The sequence below is a fragment of the Scandinavium sp. M-37 genome (assembly GCF_043558715.1).
GTDB lineage: Bacteria > Pseudomonadota > Gammaproteobacteria > Enterobacterales > Enterobacteriaceae > Scandinavium > Scandinavium vulneris_A.
On the sequence record NZ_JBIGIN010000017.1, the window covers coordinates 37899 to 59524 of the forward strand.

Sequence of the window (21626 nt, forward strand, 5' to 3'; positions counted from 1 at the left end):
CCTGAAGACTGTTTTTCATACAATTCAGTTATGACAAAAAACAGCAGGAGAATAATTGTCTTACTGTGAGGTGAATCATGGATCAAAGCGGCAGCGAGTTTGCAGTTACAGTCATGGACGTGCGCCAGCTCAGCCAGGAGGAGAGCAACGCCCTGACGCTGCTGTGGCTACTGGAAGGCAGCGCCGAGCTGGAAACTCTGGATCAGCGTCAAACCCTGGGCGCCAATAGCCTGACCGTGATAAACCGCAACCAACGCTTTCAACTGACCAGTTCCAGCCCCAATGCCACCCTGCAGGTCACGCTTTCCGGTCCGTGGCTGACGCGGCTGTATAACGACATTTTCAGCCACGAGTACCACATTCCCGATGAGTCCAGTGGCAGTTGGCCGCAGTGCGATGAACTCCGTCATCTGCTGCGCCAGCTACTGGTGGTGACGCTGATTAATCACCCGAGCCGCTACCGGCTGGAGGCCCAGCGCTGGCTCAGCGAGATCCTGTTGTTGCTCACTACCCGCTTTCAGCAACCGGCACGGATCAGCCAGCGTTCTGACAACCCCGGCTGGAGTAAGCGCATTACCCAGGTGGTGGAACGCATTGATGCAAGCTTTACCCGGCGTATCACGTTGGCGGAAATTGCCGAAGCCGAGTTTGTGTCAGAAGCGTGGCTCTCCCGGCTGTTTCGTAAGGAAGTCGGGGTGAGCTTTATGCAATACATCACCACCTTAAGGCTGGAAAAAGCCGCCGATGCGCTGCGCCTGACCAATCGCCCCCTGCACCAGATTGCGCTCGAGCAGGGTTTCGCCAGCACCCGCATGATGAGCGACCTGTTTCGCCGCTATCATCAGATGACGCCGCGCGAGTTTCGCCGCCTCCGGCAAAGCGCATCCAGTGGGGCGCGTATCCGCCCGACCATCAACGACAGCCTGTTCCCGGTGGCGGTAGACAAGCTATTCAGTCTGCTGAATGAGCCCGAAACGCGCGGCTGGGAGCCGTCGCCGTTGACGCTGCATCAGCAGCAGGAACGGGTTGTCGACTTGCGCGAACTCACGCCGCGTGCCGCCCCGCTACGCCATACTCGGGTGATGATTACCCTGCGCGAACTGGATGATTTGCTGCGGGAAGACGTGCGTCGGGAACTGGAAAGCCTCGACGCCCAAATTCCAGTACATGGGATCGACATCAGCGAGCCGTTTCTCAGTAGCCGTTTATTTGCCAGCGGCTGGGATGACCCGCTGATGGCGGGCTACGCCTGCTGGTATAACCTGCATCAGATTTTCAGCTGGCTGGCGGAAAAGAAATGGACCGTACTGCTGCACACCGGCCTGACCACCCGCAGCGATTTGCTGCGCCAATTCCTGAAACAGTCGATCAACCATTTCCCGCCGGAGGTCACCGCAGGCTGGCAGTTCGTCTGGCACTGGTCGGCGCAGGCCAGCGATGAAACGCGGGAAAACGTGTGGAAAACACAGCGTGCCGCGCTGCGTGAGTTTCTGCCGAAAGCCAAATTTGGCCTGTGGCACCGCTTTGCCGTCAGCCCGTTGCCGCTGGCCGACGAGGCGATATTTCAGTCACGCCTGCTGCGCGAAGCCGACTTCCTCGCCTGCCCCGCGGATGCTAATGAGCTGCTTAATCTGACTGAGTTAGACCCCCCCCGTCTGGCCTTCACGGAAAATTATCCGGTGCAAAAGATCCGCCAAATCCAGAGCGCACTGCGTCAGCAGCAAATTTCCCTGCCGCTGTGGCTGCTCTCCTGGAACACACTCACCGGCAACACCCGCGCCACCAACGGCTGGTTTTTCCGCGGCGCACTGCTGATGCACAATCTGTTGGGATTATCGGACCAGGTCTGGCTGGCGGGATTCTGGCTCAATTCGGGTTTACAAGGGGAAGCCCGTGCCAATGACACGCTCGACACCTCAAGCCTGGCGCTACAGTACAATCACGGCCTGCCGCGACCGATTTATTGGGTGCTATGGCTGTGGCAACGCCTGCGCGGCGACGTTCTGGTGAACGACAAAAACCTGCTGCTGTTGCGCCACGAAGACCGCTATCTGTTACTGCTCCGCAACACCGTGGTGTTCAATCCGTGGCTTTCCAGTGAAGAGGCGTTTATTCAGCGTTTCCGCCAGCAGTACCGGGTGCAGCTTCGGGGCTTAAGCGGCGCATGGCGTATCAAATCGCATCTCTACGATCAGCATAACGGCGCACTCTATCCGCTGCTCGACGCCTTCACCGTCGCCAGCGGACCCGACGAAGAAATCTGGCGTTGGGTGCGGCATAAAGCCCGCCCTACGCTCGCAGTACGCGATGAACATCTGCACGACAGCTGGCAAATTGCCGACTCCCTGGAAAGTAACGCGCTGGTGCTGTATGAATTGACGCCGATTCGTTGAAAGCGGGATGTGAGGGTCATAACAACAAAAAACCGCCCGTGGGCGGTTAATGCTTATTCACTGCCAAAACAACTACTTTTTACTTTTCTGCGGGCTTTTGACGTTGTCTTTCGGCGTGTTGTCTGGCTTTTTCGGTGCGTCTTTGCTGGCATGTGTCGCGTAATTTTTCATGGGTTACTCCAGTAGGTAAGCAGCGAAATGCTGTGTAACCAGTATACCAGTATAGAAGTGCTCACTAAATAAGCTATACGAAGCGGGAGCATCTCCTGCTCATGAATACCCCACTCACAGGTTATTCCCCTTACCCCCACTAAACTGGCGACTTTTACAGCGGTTGGTCGCAGAGTTTTGTACCTGGCTGCCTCAAGTGCGATACACTTTGCAGATCGGTCTGAATTATGAAGAAATTATGCGCCTGAAATTATCATCCTTACTGGCAGTGATGGGGTTACTGTGCGGCAACGCAATGGCGGCGACGCCTCCCGCGCTGGCGCCGAATGCCGACATTCGCGACAGCGGCTTCGTCTACTGCGTCAGCGGCCAGGTGAATACCTTTAACCCGCAAAAAGCGGGCAGCGGCCTGATTGTCGATACCCTCGCGGCACAGATTTACGACCGCCTGCTGGACGTCGATCCTTACACCTATCGGCTGGTGCCGGAACTGGCAGAGAGCTGGGAAGTGCTGGATAACGGGGCGACTTACCGCTTCCACCTACGCAGCGGCGTGCAGTTCCAGAAAACGGCGTGGTTCAAACCGACCCGGACCCTGAATGCTGACGACGTGGTGTTTACCTTTGCGCGCATTTTTAACCGCAATCATCCTTGGCATAACGTCAATGGTCCGAACTTCCCCTATTTCGATAGTCTGCAGTTTGCCGATAGCGTCGAAAGCGTGCGCAAGCTCGACAGCCGTACCGTTGAGTTTCGCCTTAAACGCCCCGACGCCTCTTTCCTTTGGCATTTAGCCACGCATTATGCGTCAGTGATGTCCGCAGAATACGCGGCAAATCTGGCAAAAATCGATCGCCAGGAACTGATTGACCGCCAGCCGGTCGGCACCGGACCGTATCAGCTTGATGAATACCGGGCCGGGCAGTACATCCGCCTGCAACGCCATCCGTTATTCTGGCGCGGCGAGCCGATGATGCCGCAGGTGGTGGTGGATTTGGGTTCCGGTGGCACCGGGCGACTGTCTAAACTGCTCACCGGGGAGTGTGACGTGCTTGCCTGGCCTGCTGCCAGCCAGCTCACCATTCTGCGTGACGATCCGCGTTTACGCCTGACGCTACGTCCAGGCATGAACATCGCCTATCTGGCGTTTAATACCGATAAACCGCCGATGAATAACCCGGCGGTGCGTCACGCGCTGGCGCTGGCAATAAATAACCAGCGTCTGATGCAGTCCATTTATTACGGCACCGCTGAAACCGCCGCATCAATTCTGCCGCGCGCGTCGTGGGCCTACGATAATGAAGCTAAAATTACCGAATACAATCCGGCAAAAGCCCGCGAACAGTTGAAAGCGCTTGGTCTGGAAAATATGACCCTGCGGCTGTGGGTGCCGACCACTTCTCAGGCATGGAACCCGAGCCCACTGAAAACCGCCGAGCTGATTCAGGCCGATATGGCGCAGGTCGGTGTGAAAGTGATAATCGTCCCGGTGGAAGGTCGTTTCCAGGAAGCGCGATTGATGGACATGAATCACGACCTGACCTTAACCGGCTGGGCGACGGACAGTAACGATCCGGACAGTTTCTTCCGTCCGCTGCTGAGCTGTGCGGCGATCGGTTCGCAAACCAACTTTGCCCACTGGTGTAACCGTGAATTCGATACGGTGCTGCAAAAAGCATTGGCTTCACAACAGCTGGCGTCGCGCATTGATGCTTATGATGAAGCGCAGCAAATTCTGGCGAAAGAACTGCCGGTGCTGCCACTGGCGTCGTCGCTACGTTTGCAGGCCTATCGGTACGATATCAAGGGACTGGTCCTGAGCCCGTTCGGGAATGCCTCCTTTGCCGGGGTGTCGCGTGAAAAAGAAGAAGAGGTGAAAAAACCATGATCATTTTTACCCTTCGCCGCCTGCTCCTGCTGCTGGTGACCCTGTTCCTGCTGACCTTTGTCAGCTTTAGCCTGAGCTATTTTACGCCACACGCCCCGCTCCAAGGCGCGTCCCTTTGGAACGCCTGGCTGTTCTGGTTTGAAGGCTTCCTGCACTGGGATTTCGGCGTGTCGAGCATCAATGGTCAGCTGATTTCCGATCAGCTGAAAGAGGTGTTCCCGGCAACCATGGAACTGTGCGTTCTGGCGTTTGGTTTTGCACTGCTGGTGGGGATCCCGGTCGGGATGCTGGCGGGCATTATGCGCAACAAATGGCAGGATAATGTCATCAGCGCCCTCGCCCTGCTGGGCTTCTCGATTCCGGTGTTCTGGCTGGCGCTGCTCCTGACGCTGTTCTTCTCGCTGACGCTCGGCTGGCTGCCGGTTTCGGGGCGCTTTGACCTGCTGTATGAAGTGAAAAACGTCACCGGTTTTGCGCTGATCGACGCCTGGTTGTCCGATTCGCCGTGGCGCGATGAGATGATCATGAGTGCCCTGCGCCATATGGTGTTGCCGGTGCTGACCCTGGCTGTCGCCCCCACCACCGAAGTGATCCGTCTGATGCGTCTCAGCACCATTGACGTATACGACACCAACTATGTGAAAGCGGCAGCCACCCGTGGGGTGTCGCGGCTGACGATTTTACGTCGCCATGTGCTGCATAACGCCCTGCCGCCGGTAATCCCGCGCCTCGGCCTGCAGTTCTCCACCATGCTGACTCTGGCGATGATCACCGAAATGGTATTTAGCTGGCCGGGCCTCGGGCGCTGGATGATCAACGCCATTCGCCAGCAGGACTACGCGGCCATTTCAGCCGGCGTCATGGTGATTGGCGCGTTAGTGATTATTGTGAACGTGCTTTCTGACATTTTGGGTGCTATGGCTAACCCGCTGAAACATAAGGAATGGTATGCCTTACGATAGCGTCTATCTGGAAAAGCGCCCGCCCGGTGTGCTGCGCACCGTGTGGCGCAAATTCTATGGTGATACCACCGCCATGATTGGCCTGTACGGCTGTGCCGGGCTGGCGCTGCTGTGCATTTTCGGCGCATGGTTTGCGCCTTATGGTCTCGATCAGCAGTTCCTGGGTTACCAGCTGCTGCCGCCTTCATGGTCGCGCTATGGCGAGGTGTCGTTCTTCCTCGGCACCGATGACCTCGGGCGTGACGTATTGAGCCGTCTGCTCAGCGGCGCGGCCCCGACCGTCGGGGGCGCGTTTGTCGTCACTCTGGGTGCCACACTTTTTGGCCTGGTGCTCGGCGCGTTTGCCGGCTCGACCCGTGGCCTGCGTTCGGCGGTGCTGAACCATATCCTCGATACCCTGTTGTCGATCCCGTCCCTGCTGCTGGCGATTATCGTGGTCGCCTTTTCCGGCCCGCACCTGCTGCACGCCATGTTCGCGGTCTGGCTGGCGCTGCTGCCGCGCATGGTACGTTCGGTCTACAGCATGGTGCATGACGAACTGGAAAAAGATTACGTGGTCGCGGCGCGTCTCGATGGCGCAACCACCCTCAATATTTTGTGGTATGCGGTGCTGCCGAATATCGCCGCCGGGCTGGTGACGGAAATCACCCGCGCGCTGTCGATGGCTATCCTGGATATCGCCGCCCTCGGTTTCCTCGACCTTGGCGCACAGCTCCCTTCCCCGGAATGGGGCGCGATGCTGGGTGATGCGCTGGAACTTATTTATGTGGCGCCGTGGACCGTAATGCTGCCGGGTGCGGCGATCATGATAAGCGTGCTGCTGGTTAACCTGCTGGGCGACGGCATCCGCCGAGCCATTAATGCGGGGGTGCAATAATGCCGTTACTTGATATCCGTAATTTGACCATCGAGTTTCTTACCAGCGAAGGCTGGGTGAAAGCGGTTGACCGGGTCAGCATGACCCTCGCCGAAGGGGAAATCCGTGGTCTGGTCGGAGAATCCGGCTCGGGTAAAAGCCTGATTGCCAAAGCGATTTGCGGCGTGACCAAAGACAACTGGCGCGTCACCGCAGACCGTATGCGCTTTGACGATATCGACCTGCTGCGCCTTTCTAACCGGGAACGCCGTAAACTGGTCGGCCACAACGTGTCGATGATTTTCCAGGAACCGCAGTCGTGTCTCGATCCGTCCGAACGCGTGGGTCGTCAACTGATGCAGAACATCCCCGGCTGGACCTTCAAGGGCCGCTGGTGGCAGCGGATGGGTTGGCGCAAACGCCGCGCAATCGAACTGCTGCACCGCGTGGGCATTAAAGATCATAAAGACGCAATGCGCAGCTTCCCGTATGAGCTGACCGACGGCGAGTGTCAGAAGGTGATGATTGCTATCGCGCTGGCGAACCAGCCCCGTTTGCTGATCGCCGATGAACCGACCAACGCCATGGAACCAACGACGCAAGCGCAGATATTCCGCCTGTTGACGCGTCTGAATCAGAACAACAACACCACCATTTTGTTGATCAGCCATGACCTGCAAATGCTCAGTCATTGGGCCGACAAAATAAACGTGATGTACTGCGGGCAGACGGTAGAAAGCGCCCCGAGCGAAGATCTGGTAAGTACTCCGCATCATCCGTATACCCAGGCGCTGATCCGCGCGATGCCGGACTTTGGCCGCTCGATGCCGCATAAAAGCCGTCTGAACACCATGCCTGGGGCCATCCCGCTGCTGGAGTCGCTGCCGATTGGCTGCCGTCTTGGTCCGCGCTGTCCTTATGCCCAGCGTAAATGCATTGAAAGACCGCGGCTGACAGGGCCGAAGAACCATTTGTTTGCCTGTCATTTCCCGCTGAACATGGAGAAAGAGTGAAATGGTCGAGACCCTGCTCGAAGTTCGCAATCTGAGTAAGACCTTTCGCTATCGTACCGGATTGTTCCATCGTCAGACGGTAGAGGCAGTGAAGCCGTTGAGTTTCACTCTACGTGAACGTCAGACCCTGGCGATTATCGGCGAGAACGGCTCCGGTAAATCGACGCTGGCCAAAATGCTGGCGGGGATGATTGAACCGACGACCGGGGAACTACTGATTGACGATCATCCGCTGGAGTTCGGCGACTATTCGTTCCGCAGCCAGCGTATTCGCATGATTTTCCAGGATCCGTCAACCTCGCTTAATCCGCGTCAGCGTATCTCGCAAATCCTCGATTTCCCGCTGCGACTGAACACCGATTTGGATGCAGAGTCGCGGCGAAAACAGATTATCGACACCCTGCGCTTGGTCGGTTTGCTACCGAATCACGTCAGCTATTATCCGCACATGCTGGCACCGGGTCAGAAGCAGCGTCTGGGCCTCGCCCGCGCGCTGATCCTGCGCCCAAAGGTGATTATCTGTGACGAAGCGCTGGCCTCGCTGGATATGTCGATGCGTTCGCAGCTGATTAACCTGATGCTTGAATTGCAGGAAAAACAGGGAATTTCGTATATCTACGTAACCCAACATTTGGGGATGATGAAGCACATTAGCGATCAGCTGCTGGTGATGCATCAGGGAGAAGTCGTCGAACGCGGTAGCACCGCCGACGTGCTCTCCTCCCCGCTCCACGAGCTGACCCGACGCTTAATCGCCGGGCATTTTGGCGAAGCCTTGACCGCCGATGCGTGGCGCAAAGACCGCTAGAAGCTGACCTAAGTGGTCGGATTAACGCTCTGCGCGACTCTATGCTAGAATCGCGACGTTTAACGACGGCCTGCCTATAATTGATGCAGCCGCTACAACAATGACATAAGGATTAAAAGCTATGGGTTTTCTTTCCGGTAAGCGCATTCTGGTAACTGGCGTTGCCAGCAAACTGTCCATCGCCTACGGTATCGCACAAGCTATGCACCGTGAAGGCGCTGAGCTGGCCTTCACCTACCAGAACGACAAGCTGAAAGGCCGTGTTGAAGAGTTTGCCGCGAACCTGGGTTCCAGCATTGTTCTGGAATGTGACGTTGCTCAGGACGAAAGCATCGATGCCCTGTTCACCGAACTGGGAAAAGTATGGCCGAAATTTGACGGCTTCGTACACTCCATCGGCTTCGCACCTGGCGATCAGCTGGACGGCGACTACGTTAACGCGGTAACCCGTGAAGGCTTCAAAATCGCGCACGACATCAGTTCCTACAGCTTCGTGGCAATGGCGAAAGCCTGCCGTGAAATGCTGAACCCGGGTTCTGCGCTGCTGACCCTGTCCTACCTGGGCGCTGAGCGTGCGATTCCAAACTACAACGTCATGGGTCTGGCGAAAGCGTCCCTGGAAGCTAACGTGCGCTACATGGCGAACGCAATGGGTCCAGAAGGCGTGCGTGTCAACGGTATCTCCGCAGGTCCTATCCGCACCCTGGCCGCGTCTGGCATCAAAGATTTCCGTAAGATGCTGGCTCACTGCGAAGCGGTAACCCCGATTCGTCGTACCGTGACTATCGAAGACGTCGGTAACAGCGCAGCGTTCCTGTGTTCTGACCTGTCTGCCGGTATCTCCGGTGAAGTCGTTCACGTTGACGGTGGTTTCAGCATCGCCGCAATGAACGAACTGGAACTGAAATAAGTTCTTTTTCCGCCCTGCGCTCGCGGGGCGGAAATCCCGCCGTTATTCCACTCTGTTATTTGTTATCACGCTTCAATATTTTTACCTGCTCCCGCCTTACGTCAGGATAGCTATCCATAAACGATACGACGTCCTGAAGGAACTCCCATGGAGCAAAGCCGCGCTCACGGCAAAAGCCATTGGTATCATGAAACGCAAGCGAGAAACCAGACTGCTGATGTATTGCCGCTGGTTCCGGAAGCGGCCCACCATACAGACCGATTTTTACTGGATCTGACGCTGCCCACGCACGTCGCAACTCAAAGTCAGCCCTGGCTTGAGGTTTCCCGCCAGATTGCTGAACACCTTTTCCCCGATAACGTCGCCGTCACGCGCCTGAATACCTTCAGCGCTTACGAACGCCTGAGCTCCGCCCTCACCGTGGCGCAGGTTTTTGGCGTGCAGCGGTTATGTAATCACTACGCAGCTCGCCTGGCCCCGCTGCCCGGTCCGGATTCGTCCCGCGAGAGCAATCATCGGTTAGCGCAAATCACGCAGTACGCCCGTCAGCTGGCGAGTTCGCCATCGGTTATTTGCGCCCAGTCGCGTCAGCAGCTGGATGCCGTGGGCCTGACCACGCCCGATATTGTGCTGATCACCCAAATCGTCGGTTTCATCAGCTATCAGGCACGGGTGATTGCCGCCGGACAAGCGCTGCAAGGGTTCCCGGTGCGATGGATCCCCGGAATGCCGATGCAGGACGATGCGCCACCCGCATTGTTCACCGCACCCGCCGGGGAATGGCAGCCCGGTCTGGACGCGGTGGACATCCGTCATGCCAGCGTGGAGCAGACGGACGCCCTCGCCCGATGTCTGGCTCAGCCACCGTTAGACAGTCTTGCCCCGCTGCTGGTGTGGGATGATGCGTTGCTGGAGCGGCAACACGCACTGCTGTACTCCTTGCCGGTCGACTCAACCCTCGCATCATTCGTCTCGCTCCTCACCGCCCGCATCAACGGTAGCGTGAGCTGTTTTCAGCAGAACATTTCTGATGCCGAACTGAAAGCGGCGGCCCTTGAGGGCGAGCGCGCGTTACAGCGCTGGAGTACCGATAAGCCGCGCCTCTCGGCACTGATACAGGCAACTCAGTTAATGACCCGCGCCCCGGACCGCTTCAGCGCCGCGCAATTTACCCCCCTAACAGAGCAGGGACTTTCAGGCGAACAGGCCTTTGCGCTGCTGGCATGGAGTGGCATTTGTGGCTGGCTCAACCGCCTGAAAATCGGCCTTGGCGCGGTCTGTGCTGATGCGTAAATGCCTTAAAGTTCGCTTGCTGCGACAGGCATATTCGCGTAAAACTGTCAGCCGCTCTTTAGGCCACGAAAATACATAATTATGCTTCAGGACAACCCGCTGCTTGCGCAGCTTAAACAGCAACTTCATTCCCAGACCCCTCGCGCTGAAGGGGTAGTCAAAGGCACCGAAAAAGGCTTTGGTTTTCTCGAAGTCGATGCCCAGAAAAGCTATTTCATCTCCCCTCCTCAGATGAAAAAAGTGATGCATGGCGATCGTATCGTCGCCACCATCCATAGCGACAAAGGAAAAGAAAGCGCCGAGCCAGAAGAACTGGTCGAGCCGTTCCTGACGCGTTTTGTTGGCCGTGTGCAGAAGAAGGACGATCGTCTGTCGATTGTGCCGGATCATCCCCTGCTCAGGGATGCCATCCAGTGCCGCCCTGTGCGCAGTCTGGAACACGATTTTAAAGAGGGTGACTGGGCTGTGGCAGAAATGCGCCGTCATCCGCTGAAAGGCGACCGCAGTTTCTACGCCGAACTCACCCACTTCATTACCTTCGGCGACGATCATTTCGTGCCGTGGTGGGTGACGCTGGCGCGCCATAATCTCGAAAAAGTGGCCCCGGATGGCGCCGCAACCGAGATGCTGGATGAAGGTCTGGAACGTCGCGACCTGACCGCGCTGAACTTCGTCACCATCGACAGTGCCAGCACCGAAGATATGGACGATGCGCTTTTTGCCGAGGAAGCCGAAGACGGCAAACTGCAACTGACCGTCGCTATCGCTGACCCGACCGCGTGGATCAGCGAAGGCAGCAAGCTGGATAACGCCGCAAAAATCCGCGCGTTCACCAACTATCTGCCGGGCTTCAACATTCCAATGCTGCCGCGTGAACTGTCTGACGACCTGTGCTCGCTGCGCGCCAATGAAGTGCGTCCAGTGCTCGCCTGTCGCATGGTCATCGCCGCCGATGGCACCATCGAAGACAATATCGAATTTTTCGCTGCAACCATCGAATCGAAAGCCAAACTGGCCTACGACGATGTATCCGACTGGCTGGAAGGCAACGGCAACTGGCAGCCGCAGAATGACGCGATTGCTGGCCAAATTAAGCTGCTGGAACGCATTTGCGGTCTGCGCGGAGAGTGGCGTCACAACCACGCCCTGGTGTTCAAAGATCGCCCTGACTACCGCTTCGTGCTGGGTGAGAAAGGCGAAGTGCTGAATATCGTCGCTGAACCTCGCCGTATCGCCAACCGCATCGTTGAAGAGTCGATGATCGCCGCTAACATCTGTGCGGCCCGCGTGCTGCGCGATAAGCTCGGCTTCGGCATCTATAACGTGCATACCGGCTTTGATCCGGCGAAAACCGAACAGCTCTCCGAACTGATGAAGACCCACGATGTGCACGTCGATCCTCAGGAAGTGCTGACTCTGGAAGGCTTCTGCAAGCTGCGCCGCGAGCTCGATGCGATGCCAACCGGCTTCCTCGATAGCCGTATTCGTCGCTTCCAGTCCTTCGCTGAAATCAGCACCGAACCGGGCCCGCACTTCGGCCTGGGTCTTGACGCGTACGCCACCTGGACCTCGCCTATTCGTAAATACGGCGACATGGTGAACCACCGTCTGCTGAAAGCGATCATCAAAGGTGAAACCCCGGCACGTCCGCAGGATGATGCCACGATCCAGATGGCAGAGCGCCGTCGTCTGAACCGCATGGCAGAACGCGACGTCGCCGACTGGTTGTATGCGCGCTTCCTGAGCGACAAAGCGGGCACCGATACCCGTTTCGCGGCAGAAATCATTGATATTAGCCGGGGCGGTATGCGCGTGCGGCTGGTTGAAAATGGTGCGGTGGCGTTTATTCCGGCGCCGTTCCTGCACGCCGTACGTGATGAAATGGTCTGCAGCCAGGAAAATGGCACCGTGCAAATCAAAGGCGAAACCGTGTACAAAGTCACTGAGGTGATTGACGTTACTATCGCCGAAGTGCGCATGGAAACCCGCAGCGTTATCGCGCGTCCGTTCCAGGCATAACACTTAAGGGCGGCTAACCATTAGCTGGCCGCCCTTTTCTTCTCCCTACTTGCGATATCCCCCACAATTTTTTTCCTGTTTCCCCCCACATTCCAACAAAAGCGATCACAATAAAGTGGTGGATTACCGCTTAAAACAATAATCTGGCTGTGCCGACTTTTATCAATGTTTGCGCTGAAGGTGTTTGGGAGAAGACATGGCTGAGGAAATGGAGCAGAACCTGCTTTTTCGGTATCTGGGGACCACCAGTCCCTATTGGCGACTATCGGGTGACAGCAACGCGCTGCATCTGGCTGCCAGCGAGGAGACCGAAACGAGCCAGGTTGTGGCGCTAAGCGCAGAACAGGCAGACAGCATTCGCGATATGACGGTGATCACCTCCAGCCTGACGCTGAGTCTGAATCTTTACGGTAACACCGTGCCGGTGCATCTGGTGGGCCGTAAAATCAATAAGTCGCAATGGGCTGGCAGCGCCTCCGCCTGGGATGACACCGGGTCCGTTGCCCGGGATTTAGTCCAGGGTCTATCCTTCGCCGAGCAGGTGGTTTCCGAAGCCAATTCAGTCATCGTTATTCTCGACCGTCACGGCAATATTCAGCGCTTTAATCGTCTGAGCGAAGAATATACCGGGATGAAAGAGCAAGAGGTCATCGGGCAGAACGTTTTTAAGTTATTCATGAGCCCGGCCGAAGCCGCCGCTTCCCGGCGCAATATCAGCGGTTTTTTTAAAAATGGCAGTTCGTATGAAGTCGAACGCTGGGTTAAAACCCGCAAAGGCCAGCGCCTGTTTTTGTTCCGCAATAAGTTCGTGCACAGCGGCAGCGGCAAAAATGAAATCTATTTAATCTGCTCCGGGACGGATATTACCGAGGAGCGCCGCGCGCAGGAACGCCTGCGGGTGCTGGCGAATACCGACACCATCACGGGTCTGCCCAATCGCAACGCCATCAACGACATGATCAGCGACGCGATTACCACCCGCGAGGATAATCAGGTCGGCATCGTGTACCTCGACCTAGATAACTTCAAAAAAGTGAACGATGCCTACGGGCATATGTTTGGCGATCAGCTGCTGCAATCGGTCGCCTTATCGATTTTAAGCTGTCTGGAAGAAGGCCAGACCCTGGCGCGCCTCGGTGGCGATGAGTTCATCGTTTTGGCAACCGATACCTCCCAGGGTAGCCTGGAGGCGATGTCATCCCGGATCCTGACCCGTTTGCGTGACCCGTTCCGTATTGGGCTGATTGAGGTCTACAGCGGCTGTTCCCTCGGCATTTCCCTCGCACCTCAGCACGGCAACGATCGCGAAAGCCTGATCCGTAATGCTGACACCGCGATGTATACCGCTAAAGAAGGCGGTCGCGGCAAATTCTGCGTGTTCTCGCCAGAGATGAACCAGCGGGTGTTTGAATATCTGTGGCTCGACACCAACCTACGTAAGGCGCTGGATAACAATCAGTTAGTTATCCATTACCAGCCGAAAATCACCTGGCGCGGGGAAGTGCGCAGCCTGGAAGCCCTGGTGCGTTGGGAATCGCCCGAGCGCGGCCTGATCCCGCCGGGTGATTTTATCTCCTACGCCGAAGAATCCGGGTTGATTGTACCGCTCGGTCGCTGGGTAATGCTCGACGTGGTGCGTCAGGTGGCGTTGTGGCGCGACAAAGGGATTAACCTGCGTGTGGCGGTGAACGTCTCGGCCCGCCAGTTAGCAGATCAAACCATCTTCAGTGACCTTAAGCAGGCGCTGCGGGACCTCAAGTTTGAGTATTGCCCTATCGATGTGGAGCTGACGGAAAGCTGTCTGATTGAGAATGAAGAGCTGGCGCATTCGGTGATTCAGCAGTTCAGCGCCCTCGGCGCCCAGGTGCATCTGGACGATTTCGGCACCGGCTACTCTTCCCTTTCACAACTGGCGCGTTTCCCGATTGATGCTATCAAGCTCGATCAGGTGTTCGTCCGCGACGTACATAAACAGTCGGTCTCGCAATCGCTGGTCCGCGCGATTGTGGCGGTGGCGCAGGCGTTGAACTTGCAGGTGATTGCCGAAGGGGTGGAGAGCGCAAAAGAAGACGCCTTTCTTACTAAGAATGGCGTCAACGAACGGCAGGGATTTTTATTTGCCAAGCCGATGCCCGCTGCCGTTTTCGAGCGCTGGCTTAAACGGCGTCAGTCCCGCAAGCTGCGTTAACTGGCTTTACGCAGCGCAACCTGCGTATGCCGATTCTGTAACATGACCAGACGTTCCATATAGGCAATGTCTTTCTCCTGTAGGCAGAATGCGGCATCCACCCAATCCTCGGTGATGTCCATCAGCTCGCTTCTCGGCAGGGTTAACACCCGCTGACGCGCCCGCAGCATGGCACGCACGCCGTTGAGCTTCGGCTGCAACGTGTCAATAAAGGTACGCGTTGCCACGTAGCTGTCGCCCGGTTCAAACAACACGTCCACCAGGCCACGCTGCTCGTGCCATTCCGCGGTGTGTGCCTCGCCCCGGTAAATCAGCTGTTCGGCAAGTTTCATGCCCGATCGACGACTGACCAGCGAGTAGGCCCCCATTCCGGGGAAGAGATTGAACGCTATTTCCGGGAATCCCATTCTCGCATCGCGCTGGGCAAGGATGAAGTGGTGTGCCAGCGCCGCCTCAAAGCCGCCGCCCAGCGCACTGCCCTCAACCATCGCTATGCTGATAGCCCCGGTGTCAAACGCCCTCGACGCCGCATGGACGCAATCAACGCAGGCACGAGCATAGGCGCGAAGCGCTTCCCGCCGCCCGTTGCGAATGCATTCCACAAAAAAGCCCAGATCGCCGCCCGTGTTGTAGATCCCCGTGACCAGCGATCCGGTGACCCAGAAATCCACGACAAACCCCTGCTGCTTTACCAGCCAAGACAGGTTCATGATTTCTTCAATCAGCACATGGTTGAAGCACGGGCGCGGCTGGGCACGCAGCATCATCCAGACGGTGCGTCGCTCCTCCTCGTAGAAAGCAGAGAGCTGCGAGAATCGTTCAGGATCGGTAAACAGTTTACAGGTAGGCTGATTAATCACAGTCATAATCTATTCCTCATAGAAAAAAGCGCGTTGCGCGCCTCCTCAGACTAATCCAGCCCATTTGTCGCGGAAATGTAGTAACGGCAATTAATAATTTTATGTTATGTGTTTTTCCAGCAAACCATTTTCCGCTTCTCTTTTGCCGCCATTTTTTGCATCATTGATTTTTCTTACTTTTCTCTCAGGAAGGCCTATGTCAAACCTCGATGCGCGCCAGTTAGCTCAACGTGTTGATACCGTGCTGGATATTCTGGTAGCGGGTGACTATCACTCTGCGATTAACAATCTGGAAATTCTGAAGGCAGAGCTGTTGGCTCAGGCGTCCGGCGAGCAGGAACAGAATTCTGCTCAGCCGAAATCTCCCTGGGAAATTTAATAAAGCAGCGATCGTGATATGAACGCCCGACAACAATCTATTTTACAAATGGTGATCGACAAAGGCCGCATGAGCGTTGCCGATCTCGCCCTGATGACCGGGGTTTCAGAAGTGACAATTCGTCAGGATCTGAATCTGCTGGAAAAACAAAGCTATCTGCGCCGCACCCACGGTTTCGCCGTGCCGCTGGACAGCGAAGACGTCGAAACGCGCATGATGAACAATTTCTCGCTCAAGCGTGAACTTGCTGCCTATGCGGCCGGTCTGGTTAGCCCTGGCGAAACGGTGTTTATCGAAAACGGCAGCAGCAACGCCCTTCTCGCGCGGGCGCTCTCGGAACAGCCAGGCATAACCATTATTACCGTCAGCAGCTACATCGCCCATTTGCTGAAAGAGACGCCGGGGGAAGTCATTCTGCTGGGCGGCATCTATCAGAAGAAAAGCGAAAGTATGGTCGGGCCGTTAACCCGCCAGTACATCCAGCAGGTGCATTTCAGTAAAGCATTTATCGGTGTGGATGGATGGCAGAGCGACACCGGGTTTACCGGGCGCGATATGATGCGTGCTGATGTCGTGAGCGCGGTGCTGGACAAAGGCTGTGAAGCCATCGTCCTGAGCGATAGCTCGAAATTTGGCGCGGTTCATCCTTATCCGCTGGGCCTGACGAGCAAGTTTAATCGGGTCATCACCGATGACGGGCTGGCAGCCGAACAGCAGCAACAGCTGGAGCGTTCTGGCCTCACAGTAAACATCGTCAAACGTCCTTAAACGTTGCCCCCGCCTGCGGGGGTGATTTTTTTAACACCTTTTATCACGCGTTAATCTGTTTCACTCTTCAACATCCCGTCACATCTAAGACTGTTCTGACGCGCCAATTAAGACTTTTTACCTCCCTGTTCTCCCCCAACAACGTAAAATTAATGTTAGCGATATAACAGGAAGTGACTATCACTTGCGTGATTTAAGTAACCCCTGCGCAACCTGTTCCATGAATGCCACACTGTTTCCCATTAGGGACTAAACTGAATGTAGGCACTTTCGTGGAGATATTATTCAGGAGAGAACTGTATGACTTCAATGAGCAAAAAAATGACTGCCGCCGTATTGGCTGCAACCCTGATCATGTCCCTTAGCGCATGTTCAAACTGGTCTAAACGCGACCGTAATACCGCTCTCGGGGCCGGTGCAGGTGCGATTGGCGGTGCAGTGCTGACGGACGGTAGTACCTTAGGTACTCTCGGCGGTGCAGCAGTCGGTGGTATTATTGGCCACCAGGTTGGTAAATAATTCCCTGACGGGAAACGATAAAGAAAATAATATTCAGGTCTGACTTACGCACGATAAAAAAACAGGGCCACGCAATTGCGTGGCCCTTTTATTGAGGTCTATTTCTCAACGGTTAACCACCGGCCAGTTTGACCTTCATACCTTTAGCTTCCAGCAGCGATTTAATCAGGTCGCGTTTATCTCCCTGAATTTCAATCACGCCATCTTTCACTGCCCCACCACAGCCACATTTTTTCTTCAGTTCGGCAGCAATTTTGGCCAGTTCGGTATCATCCAAATCAATGCCAGTCACCAGACACACACCCTTACCTTTACGGCCACTGGTCTGACGCTGAATACGCACAATGCCGTCGCCTTTAGGGCGCTCAACGGCGGCTTTCGGCTCGTCAATACGGCCGCTGTCGGTGGAATACACCAGACGGCTGTTAGAATCGTTCATTAGGCCTCCTTCGTGAGAGACGCGTTAATCTGACGCAGGGTGTGTGCCGGATCGGCAGATTGGGTCACCGGACGCCCAATAACCATGTAATCAACGCCCGCCGCCTGCGCCTGTTCCGGGGTCATAATCCGGCGCTGATCGCCAGCATCACTTCCCGCCGGTCGAATGCCTGGTGTAACCAGTTTAAACGCCTGCCCCAGTTCCTGCTTGAAGCGCACCGCTTCCTGTGCGGAACAGACTACCCCGTCCAGACCGCAACGCTGGGTTAACGCTGCCAGTTTCGCCGCGTGATCGGCCGGAGAAAGGGTAATGCCTAAATCCTGTAAATCACTGGCTTCCATGCTGGTCAGCACGGTGACCGCAATCAGCAGCGGTGCATCTTTGCCAAAGGGCAGCAGCGCTTCACGGGCCGCCGTCATCATCCGTGCCCCACCAGAGGCATGAACGTTGACCATCCACACGCCCAAATCGGCCGCAGCGGCGACCGCATGTGCCGTGGTGTTCGGAATGTCGTGGAATTTCAGATCAAGGAAGATATCGAACCCGCGCTGTTGCAGATCACGAACCAACTGCGGCCCAAAAAGGGTGAACATCTCTTTCCCGACTTTCAGACGGCAGTCGCGCGGGTCGATTCTGTCGACAAAGGCTAAGGCTTTATCGCGATTATCATAATCAAGGGCAACGACTACGGGAGAGGAAGTAACAATACGGGATTCAGACGTCATGACCAGACCTTCTTGTTGTGGGCCGCAACCGGCGAAAAAGCGGTAAACGGCGTGCATTCTACCTGTGAAGTGCTGAAATTGACAGGCTGGATTAGCCCGTTATCACCTGCCAGACATAGACGGGCACGATGCCACAGATGAGGTGTAAAAAATGATAAGTATGTTGTAACTAATGAAGGCGTTTTTTAAAAATTACTGGCCGTCGAGGCCGCGGATAGGCTTGACCGTGGACCAGGCCCGGCAGGATGGGCAGTGCCAGTAGAGGGTGTACGCCGTGAAGCCACATTTCTGGCAACGGTAGCGCGGTTTGCTGCGGACCTGCTCACCAACCATGTCACGCAGTACCATCAGGCTATCTTTCGCGCGCCCGGCTTCCGCTTCATTGAGGTGGTAGTCCATCAGTTTGTGGAACACGCGCATGGTCGGGTGACGTTGTAGCTGGCGCGTGACGTAGGTTTGTGCGGTATCGGCGCCTTCACGCTGTTCCATAATTTGAGCCAGCATCAGCTCGGCGCTTGCTCCGGTGTTTTCTTCCACCGCGCGGCGCAGGAAGTGTTCCCACTCCTCATCTTTACCGAGCTGCTGGTAACAGGTTTGCAGCATTTCCAGGGTTTCGCTGACCAGCTCCCGGTCCTGATCGATGACTTTTTGCAGCGATTCTACCGCTTTGGCATATTCGCCTTTGGCCATCAGCACCCGGCCAATCATTATCGACACTCGCGCGCTGTTACGATCGGCAGCCGCGCCCTTTTTCAGGAACGACATGGCTTTATCCATGTCATCGTTGCCCATCTGCTGCAGGGCCAGTTCGCACCAGAAATGGGCTATTTCAGGACGGTGTTTTTCTTTGCCGAGTTTCACAAGGCGTTCTGCCACCTCGATGGCTTTCTGCCAGTCACTGGTCGCCTGATAAATCTGCAACAGCTGCTGGAGGGCGCTAACGCGGAATTCGGTTTCATCCACCAACTGGTTGAACATGTCTTCCGCTCGGTCATACAAGCCCGCGGCCATGTAGTCACGGCCCAGTTGCTGCACGGCCAGCAGGCGTTGATCGTAGGTTAACGATGCGCTTTCCATTAAGGTCTGGTGAATGCGGATAGCGCGATCAACTTCACCCCGAGAGCGGAACAGGTTGCCGAGTGTCAGGTGCGCTTCGACGGTGCCAGTGTCCTCTTTAAGCATGTCGAGGAACAAGTCGACCGCTTTGTCTTGCTGATTGCTAAGCAGAAAGTTAACGCCCGCGACATAGTCACGGGAGAGGCGGTTCGCATCGTCCTGTTTGGACTGTTGTGCACTTCTGCGGCCCATATACCAGCCGTAAGCGGCGGCAACAGGTAAAAGCAGAAACAACAACTCCAGCATAGAAAGTTATTCCTTCACAGCCGGAACGACCGGCGCAGACGAGGCAGGTGTCGCCGGAGCAAGCTGTTGCTCAAGGCGTTTAATTTTGCGTTCAGCACGCATCAACGAAACGCGGTTACGCAGCCAGAACATGCCGCAAATCAGCCAGCCGATGGCAAAGCCCGCAGCAAACAGCACCGCTAACAGGGTGGAGATCCGAAACTCCCCTTGCGCCAGCAAATAGTTGAAGGTGACCTGCTGATCGTTTTGCGCGCCAAGGGTGACGGAGATAACGAAAATCGCCAGCACCAGTAGGAAAATGAGTAAATATTTCACATTACTTCCCGTTATGTGGTTTATGTGAATAAATCGTGTACAGTCTTTCGCTTCCAGCCCTATAAAGTACCATCTTCGCCGCAACGGCGAAACTGGCAAGCGTGCTGCCAGCTAAGGATTTGTGGGCAGAAATGCCCTAAATCAACCTTCGTCACTCTTCTGACTCGCGGTTTCGGATTTCCCTTGCTTCTTCACCCGGAGGCGTCAATGGACCACAAAGCTTCTGGGCAAGCCAGGTTGCGAGCGTGACTAACAGCCAGGACATCAGGGTAGCGACCACCAGATCGCGCGGCCAGTGCATCCCCAGGAGCAGTCGACTGCCCATCACCGCCGTCGCCCAAACCAACAGCACAACAATGGTGACGGTGCGACGGCGCGGCCACAATAGACCTACTCCCAGCAGCGCCCAACTTGCTGCAAACATGGTGTGGCCCGACGGAAACGCGAATCCGGTCTCTTTTTGCCAGTGTTGACGTAAAAACAGCGGTAAATCATTCCGGTCCGCCAGTTGGTGTTTCACCAAATGCGCACGGTCCTTACGCTTTAAAGTGTAGAACTCCTCCACCGGCACCTGTTGCGTTTTTTCCAGCCAGATGACAAACGGTCTTGGCTCCTGCACCCGGTCTTTAACCCAGGATTTCGCCCCCTGGCCGATGAGGATGGCCCCAGCGAGGATTGCAAACAGGGTTAACGCTGCACGCAGGCGGAAACGAAGGCACCACAAAAACCACGCGCAGAGAATGACATGCGTAATGATGCCCCAAGGCTGGGTCACGGTTTCGGTTACCCAGTACAACACTTTCAGCCACCAGGCGTTGTTCCCCGGCTGCCACGTCCAGCCGGAAATCCATACCGCAACCGGCATGATGAGTAACGCCGCGGCCCCTGCCGTGGTTCGTCTGGCGATAGAAAGCATGGTCTCTCCTTTTTCCTTAAACATCACAATCATAACTGAAAAACGAAACTTCGTGAAAAGAGGTCGAATTGTGCGCTTAAGCAGCAGACAGCCGTCAGCCATTAGGTGAAGCCTGAGCGTTGTGGCAAAATAGTCGGAAACAGAAGGCACGAATATGCCGATATAATCTGGAGAATCACATGCAGCTTAAACGTGTGGCAGAAGCCAAACTGCCAACCCCCTGGGGCGACTTCCTGATGGTGGGCTTTGAAGAACTGGCAACCGGGCAGGATCACGTCGCCCTGGTGTTCGGCGATATATCCGGAAAAACGCCCGTCCTGGCGCGCGTGCATTCTGAATGTTTGACCGGTGATGCCCTGTTCAGCTTACGCTGTGACTGCGGTTTCCAGCTGGAAGCGGCGCTGACACACATCGCCGAAGAGGGTCGCGGGATCCTGATGTATCACCGTCAGGAGGGTCGTAATATTGGCCTGCTGAATAAAATCCGCGCCTATGCGCTGCAGGATCAAGGGTACGACACCGTCGAAGCGAACCATCAACTGGGCTTCGCGGCGGACGAGCGTGATTTCACCCTGTGTGCAGATATGTTCAAGCTGCTGGGCGTTGATGAAGTGCGTCTGCTGACCAACAACCCGAAAAAAGTCGAGATCCTGACCGAAGCCGGGATCAACATCGTTGAACGCGTGCCGCTGATTGTTGGCCGCAACCCGAAAAACGAACACTATCTTGATACCAAAGCCGCGAAGATGGGTCATCTGCTCGGCAACTAAATCCGGCGCGGTGCCTGCGGGCGCCGCACTGCATTGTGTCTGATGCTAATTTACGTTATTGTCAAACCATGA

Annotated in this window: 20 protein-coding genes; 14 read left to right on the forward strand and 6 right to left on the reverse strand. The window is 56.0% G+C overall.

Annotation, left to right across the window (positions count from 1 at the left end; translation table 11 throughout):
* Positions 1-77: 77 nt before the first annotated feature.
* The 10 genes from ACG0Z5_RS13790 to pdeR all read left to right on the forward strand — a co-directional run bounded on the left by ACG0Z5_RS13790 (position 78) and on the right by pdeR (position 14501).
* Positions 78-2393, forward strand: coding sequence for a helix-turn-helix transcriptional regulator (locus ACG0Z5_RS13790; RefSeq protein WP_394448144.1), 2316 nt, complete (start codon positions 78-80; stop codon positions 2391-2393).
* Between the two features lie 409 nt (positions 2394-2802).
* A complete protein-coding gene (gene sapA, locus ACG0Z5_RS13795) occupies positions 2803-4452 on the forward strand; it encodes an ABC transporter substrate-binding protein SapA (RefSeq protein WP_394448146.1) in 1650 nt (549 codons plus the stop codon).
* The gene (sapB, locus tag ACG0Z5_RS13800) at positions 4449-5414 is read left to right on the forward strand and encodes a putrescine export ABC transporter permease SapB (RefSeq protein ID WP_319630144.1); all 966 of its coding nucleotides are present in this window, start codon (positions 4449-4451) and stop codon (positions 5412-5414) included. Before sapA ends, sapB begins: the two co-directional genes overlap by 4 nt.
* A complete protein-coding gene (gene sapC, locus ACG0Z5_RS13805) occupies positions 5401-6291 on the forward strand; it encodes a putrescine export ABC transporter permease SapC (protein ID WP_394448148.1) in 891 nt (296 codons plus the stop codon). The genes sapB and sapC overlap by 14 nt, the downstream gene beginning before the upstream one ends.
* Positions 6291-7283, forward strand: coding sequence for a putrescine export ABC transporter ATP-binding protein SapD (gene sapD, locus ACG0Z5_RS13810; protein WP_394448150.1), 993 nt, complete (start codon positions 6291-6293; stop codon positions 7281-7283). Before sapC ends, sapD begins: the two co-directional genes overlap by 1 nt.
* A 1-nt stretch (position 7284) precedes the next feature.
* Positions 7285-8091 (forward strand): putrescine export ABC transporter ATP-binding protein SapF, encoded by an 807-nt coding sequence (sapF, locus tag ACG0Z5_RS13815; protein ID WP_394448152.1) that lies wholly within the window; start codon positions 7285-7287, stop codon positions 8089-8091.
* Between the two features lie 121 nt (positions 8092-8212).
* Positions 8213-9001, forward strand: a complete 789-nt coding sequence (fabI, locus tag ACG0Z5_RS13820; RefSeq protein WP_319630140.1) for an enoyl-ACP reductase FabI — start codon at positions 8213-8215, stop codon at positions 8999-9001.
* Between the two features lie 147 nt (positions 9002-9148).
* Positions 9149-10294: a CMD domain-containing protein gene (locus ACG0Z5_RS13825; protein ID WP_394448155.1), complete on the forward strand. Its 1146-nt coding sequence runs from the start codon at positions 9149-9151 to the stop codon at positions 10292-10294.
* Positions 10295-10375: 81 nt separating this feature from the next.
* The gene (locus ACG0Z5_RS13830; protein WP_394448157.1) at positions 10376-12313 is read left to right on the forward strand and encodes an exoribonuclease II; all 1938 of its coding nucleotides are present in this window, start codon (positions 10376-10378) and stop codon (positions 12311-12313) included.
* A gap of 196 nt (positions 12314-12509) precedes the next feature.
* Positions 12510-14501, forward strand: a complete 1992-nt coding sequence (gene pdeR / locus ACG0Z5_RS13835) for a cyclic di-GMP phosphodiesterase (protein ID WP_394448159.1) — start codon at positions 12510-12512, stop codon at positions 14499-14501.
* On the opposite strand, the gene ACG0Z5_RS13840 is transcribed toward pdeR, so the two are convergent.
* Complete coding sequence (locus tag ACG0Z5_RS13840; RefSeq protein WP_394448161.1) at positions 14498-15367, reverse strand: crotonase/enoyl-CoA hydratase family protein; 870 nt, start codon at positions 15365-15367, stop codon at positions 14498-14500. The two genes, pdeR and ACG0Z5_RS13840, sit on opposite strands and share 4 nt — an antisense overlap.
* A gap of 190 nt (positions 15368-15557) precedes the next feature.
* On the opposite strand from ACG0Z5_RS13840, the gene ACG0Z5_RS13845 reads away from it, so the two are divergent.
* The 3 genes from ACG0Z5_RS13845 (at position 15558) to osmB (ending at position 17027) form a co-directional block, all read left to right on the forward strand.
* On the forward strand, positions 15558-15740 hold the full coding sequence (locus ACG0Z5_RS13845; protein WP_319630135.1) for a hypothetical protein: 183 nt from the start codon (positions 15558-15560) through the stop codon (positions 15738-15740).
* An 18-nt stretch (positions 15741-15758) separates the two neighbouring features.
* Complete coding sequence (locus tag ACG0Z5_RS13850; RefSeq protein WP_394448163.1) at positions 15759-16508, forward strand: DNA-binding transcriptional regulator YciT; 750 nt, start codon at positions 15759-15761, stop codon at positions 16506-16508.
* A 300-nt stretch (positions 16509-16808) separates the two neighbouring features.
* The gene (gene osmB, locus ACG0Z5_RS13855; protein WP_110507938.1) at positions 16809-17027 is read left to right on the forward strand and encodes an osmotically-inducible lipoprotein OsmB; all 219 of its coding nucleotides are present in this window, start codon (positions 16809-16811) and stop codon (positions 17025-17027) included.
* A 112-nt stretch (positions 17028-17139) separates the two neighbouring features.
* Here osmB and yciH read toward each other — a convergent pair whose 3' ends face one another.
* The 5 genes from yciH to pgpB all read right to left on the reverse strand — a co-directional run bounded on the left by yciH (position 17140) and on the right by pgpB (position 20784).
* Complete coding sequence (yciH, locus tag ACG0Z5_RS13860; RefSeq protein WP_319630133.1) at positions 17140-17466, reverse strand: stress response translation initiation inhibitor YciH; 327 nt, start codon at positions 17464-17466, stop codon at positions 17140-17142.
* Entirely contained in the window at positions 17466-18191 is a 726-nt protein-coding gene (pyrF, locus tag ACG0Z5_RS13865; protein ID WP_394448165.1) for an orotidine-5'-phosphate decarboxylase, read from the reverse strand. Before pyrF ends, yciH begins: the two co-directional genes overlap by 1 nt.
* A 192-nt stretch (positions 18192-18383) precedes the next feature.
* Entirely contained in the window at positions 18384-19553 is a 1170-nt protein-coding gene (gene lapB, locus ACG0Z5_RS13870) for a lipopolysaccharide assembly protein LapB (RefSeq protein ID WP_394448167.1), read from the reverse strand.
* Positions 19554-19559: 6 nt separating this feature from the next.
* Positions 19560-19868: a LapA family protein gene (locus ACG0Z5_RS13875; RefSeq protein WP_394448169.1), complete on the reverse strand. Its 309-nt coding sequence runs from the start codon at positions 19866-19868 to the stop codon at positions 19560-19562.
* Between the two features lie 151 nt (positions 19869-20019).
* Positions 20020-20784, reverse strand: a complete 765-nt coding sequence (gene pgpB, locus ACG0Z5_RS13880; protein ID WP_394448171.1) for a phosphatidylglycerophosphatase B — start codon at positions 20782-20784, stop codon at positions 20020-20022.
* Between the two features lie 179 nt (positions 20785-20963).
* Here pgpB and ribA point away from each other — a divergent pair, with 179 nt between their 5' ends.
* Complete coding sequence (gene ribA / locus ACG0Z5_RS13885; protein WP_319786892.1) at positions 20964-21554, forward strand: GTP cyclohydrolase II; 591 nt, start codon at positions 20964-20966, stop codon at positions 21552-21554.
* The last annotated feature ends 72 nt before the right edge of the window (positions 21555-21626 follow it).

What these genes read in the sequence shown, in the direction of transcription:
- ACG0Z5_RS13790 (WP_394448144.1), top strand. Translation starts at nt 78, where the DNA reads ATGGATCAAAGCGGCAGCGAGTTTGCAGTTACAGTCATGGACGTGCGC.
- sapA (WP_394448146.1), top strand. Translation starts at nt 2,803, where the DNA reads ATGCGCCTGAAATTATCATCCTTACTGGCAGTGATGGGGTTACTGTGC.
- sapB (WP_319630144.1), top strand. Translation starts at nt 4,449, where the DNA reads ATGATCATTTTTACCCTTCGCCGCCTGCTCCTGCTGCTGGTGACCCTG.
- sapC (WP_394448148.1), top strand. Translation starts at nt 5,401, where the DNA reads ATGCCTTACGATAGCGTCTATCTGGAAAAGCGCCCGCCCGGTGTGCTG.
- sapD (WP_394448150.1), top strand. Translation starts at nt 6,291, where the DNA reads ATGCCGTTACTTGATATCCGTAATTTGACCATCGAGTTTCTTACCAGC.
- sapF (WP_394448152.1), top strand. Translation starts at nt 7,285, where the DNA reads ATGGTCGAGACCCTGCTCGAAGTTCGCAATCTGAGTAAGACCTTTCGC.
- fabI (WP_319630140.1), top strand. Translation starts at nt 8,213, where the DNA reads ATGGGTTTTCTTTCCGGTAAGCGCATTCTGGTAACTGGCGTTGCCAGC.
- ACG0Z5_RS13825 (WP_394448155.1), top strand. Translation starts at nt 9,149, where the DNA reads ATGGAGCAAAGCCGCGCTCACGGCAAAAGCCATTGGTATCATGAAACG.
- ACG0Z5_RS13830 (WP_394448157.1), top strand. Translation starts at nt 10,376, where the DNA reads ATGCTTCAGGACAACCCGCTGCTTGCGCAGCTTAAACAGCAACTTCAT.
- pdeR (WP_394448159.1), top strand. Translation starts at nt 12,510, where the DNA reads ATGGCTGAGGAAATGGAGCAGAACCTGCTTTTTCGGTATCTGGGGACC.
- ACG0Z5_RS13840 (WP_394448161.1), bottom strand. Translation starts at nt 15,367, where the DNA reads ATGACTGTGATTAATCAGCCTACCTGTAAACTGTTTACCGATCCTGAA.
- ACG0Z5_RS13845 (WP_319630135.1), top strand. Translation starts at nt 15,558, where the DNA reads ATGTCAAACCTCGATGCGCGCCAGTTAGCTCAACGTGTTGATACCGTG.
- ACG0Z5_RS13850 (WP_394448163.1), top strand. Translation starts at nt 15,759, where the DNA reads ATGAACGCCCGACAACAATCTATTTTACAAATGGTGATCGACAAAGGC.
- osmB (WP_110507938.1), top strand. Translation starts at nt 16,809, where the DNA reads ATGACTTCAATGAGCAAAAAAATGACTGCCGCCGTATTGGCTGCAACC.
- yciH (WP_319630133.1), bottom strand. Translation starts at nt 17,466, where the DNA reads ATGAACGATTCTAACAGCCGTCTGGTGTATTCCACCGACAGCGGCCGT.
- pyrF (WP_394448165.1), bottom strand. Translation starts at nt 18,191, where the DNA reads ATGACGTCTGAATCCCGTATTGTTACTTCCTCTCCCGTAGTCGTTGCC.
- lapB (WP_394448167.1), bottom strand. Translation starts at nt 19,553, where the DNA reads ATGCTGGAGTTGTTGTTTCTGCTTTTACCTGTTGCCGCCGCTTACGGC.
- pgpB (WP_394448171.1), bottom strand. Translation starts at nt 20,784, where the DNA reads ATGCTTTCTATCGCCAGACGAACCACGGCAGGGGCCGCGGCGTTACTC.
- ribA (WP_319786892.1), top strand. Translation starts at nt 20,964, where the DNA reads ATGCAGCTTAAACGTGTGGCAGAAGCCAAACTGCCAACCCCCTGGGGC.